The sequence below is a fragment of the Candidatus Neomarinimicrobiota bacterium genome (genome assembly GCA_041862535.1).
Classification (GTDB): domain Bacteria; phylum Fidelibacterota; class Marinisomatia; order SCGC-AAA003-L08; family TS1B11.
Window position 1 is genome coordinate 1 of sequence record JBGVTM010000084.1, and the last position, 2,209, is coordinate 2,209.

Genomic DNA, 2,209 nt, shown 5'->3' on the forward strand with positions numbered 1-2,209 from the left:
CTCCGGTAAAAGCTGCCCGGAAAATCAACCCGGGGGATGTTCTCATATACCAGCCGCGCCGCCTGGGGAATCGTTTTCCCCCTGGCTACTACGTTCAGCACCCGCCCGCCGTTACTCACCAGTGAACCGTTGTGGTCCCTGGTCGTGCCGGCATGATACAGGATGATGTCTTCATCTAATCGCTCTAAGCCGGAAATAGGCCGGTCCTTTTCATACTTGCCCGGGTAGCCATCCGACGCCACTACCACGCACACCGCGGCCCCAACCTTGGTCTGGACGCTGCCAGGGAGATTCTCGCTGAGGGCCCGCTCCATTAACTCATAGAAGGGCGTATTCAGCAGAGGCAGCACCACCTGGCTCTCCGGGTCGCCCATGCGTACGTTGAACTCGATGACGAAGGGCTTTCCATCCACGATCATCAGACCGGCGTACAGGCAGCCAACATAGGGGCAGCCCCGGGCCTTCATTCCATTCACAGCAGGTCGTAGGATGGTCGACGCTATTTCTTCCACTAACTCCGGCGAGGCTAACGGTGAGGGCGCGATGGAGGCCATACCGCCGGTGTTAGGTCCCCGATCCCCATCGTAGGCCCGCTTGTAGTCCTGGGCGGTCCCGATGATAACGAAGTTGTCACCGTCACAGAGGGCGAATACCGACATTTCCGGCCCCACCAGGCGCTCCTCCACTGACAGGGCCAGCCCAGCTTCACCAAAAACCTGGTGATCGAAGTATTTTTCTAAGGCTGCCGAGAGGTCCTCCCTGGTTCGGCATATTATCACCCCCTTGCCGGCCGCCAGGCCATCGGCCTTGAGCACTATCGGCAGGCCCATGTCCTGTACCGCTGCCAGAACCTCCGCCCGGGAGTGGCAGGGACGATAGGCCGGATGCGGGATGCCGTTTGCCTGCATGAAATCCCGGGCGAAAAGCTTGCTGCTCTCCAATCGGGCGGCTACCCGCGAGGGACCGAAGATTCTAAGACCCTGTTCATGGAAGCGGTCTACGATACCCGCTGCCAGGGGCGCTTCCGGGCCCACTAATGTCAGTTCAATATCTTCCTGCATGACGAATGCCGCCACCGCACTTTGGTCAGCGATGTCCAGCGCCACATTCCGCGCCAGTTCAGCCGTGCTGGCATTCCCGGGGGCACAATAGAGCTCGTGTTTTTGTTCCTGAGCCAGGGACCAGATCAGAGCGTGCTCCCGTCCCCCACTCCCTAATACCAGTAGCTTAGCCATTCAGAGATGTGGTGTCTTTTCCAGATTATGTTCTTCTTCCAACCGCAGAATCTCGTCCCGCAGCCGGGCGGCTTCCTCGAACTGCAGGTTCTCCGCCGCCCGCTTCATCTCCCGGCGTAACAGGTCCAACGTGAAAGCCAGGTCCTGCTCATCGAGGTTGGATAGATCGTATCCGCCAGCCGGTGGACCCGGTGCCATGCCGGCCACTTTGGTCTGGGCATCGGCCACAGCCGTGGTCAACATCACCTCTGCTACCGACTTATAGATGGAAGTGGGCGTGATATGATGCTCTCGGTTGAAGGTTTCCTGAATGGCGCGCCGCCGGTTGGACTCGTCAATTACCTCCTGCATCGACCGGGTCACCGCATCAGCATAGAACAGCACCTTGCCGTTGATATTACGCGCCGCCCGGCCCGATACCTGCATCAGCGACGTGGTGGAACGCAGGAAACCCTCCTTGTCCGCGTCCAGCACCGCCACCAGCGATACTTCCGGCAGGTCCAATCCCTCCCGCAGGAGGTTGATGCCCACCAGCACGTCAAAGTTCCCCAGCCGCAAGTTGCGCAATATCTTCACCCGCTCCAGGGAATCGATCTCCGAGTGCAGGTAATTCACGCGCAAGTCCATCCCCTTGAGGTAGTCAGTCAGATCCTCCGCCATGCGCTTGGTAAGGGTGGTGACCAGGATCCGCTCCTGGCCGGCGGTGCGGTGCTTGATTTCCGCTATAAGGTCGTCGATCTGCCCCCGGGTGGGCCGCACCTCTATCTCCGGATCCATCAGGCCCGTAGGCCGGATGATCTGCTCCACCACCACCCCGCTCGACCGCTCCAGCTCATAGGGCGCGGGCGTGGCGGAGACGAACACGACCTGGTTCAGCTTGCCCTCGAATTCATGAAACTTCATGGGGCGGTTGTCCAGGGCCGACGGCAGGCGGAAACCGTACTCTACCAGCACTTCCTTGCGGGAGCGGTCGC

At 60.3% G+C, this 2,209-nt stretch carries 2 protein-coding genes; both read right to left on the reverse strand.

Features of this window, described 5'->3' with window-relative positions; all coding sequences use genetic code 11:
* Positions 1-1,235, reverse strand: a 1,235-nt coding sequence (gene purD, locus ACETWG_03330; protein ID MFB0515618.1) for a phosphoribosylamine--glycine ligase, incomplete at its 3' end; no start/stop codon positions are given.
* The coding region (locus ACETWG_03335) for a helicase-related protein (GenBank protein ID MFB0515619.1) at positions 1,236-2,209 on the reverse strand (974 nt) is incomplete at its 5' end.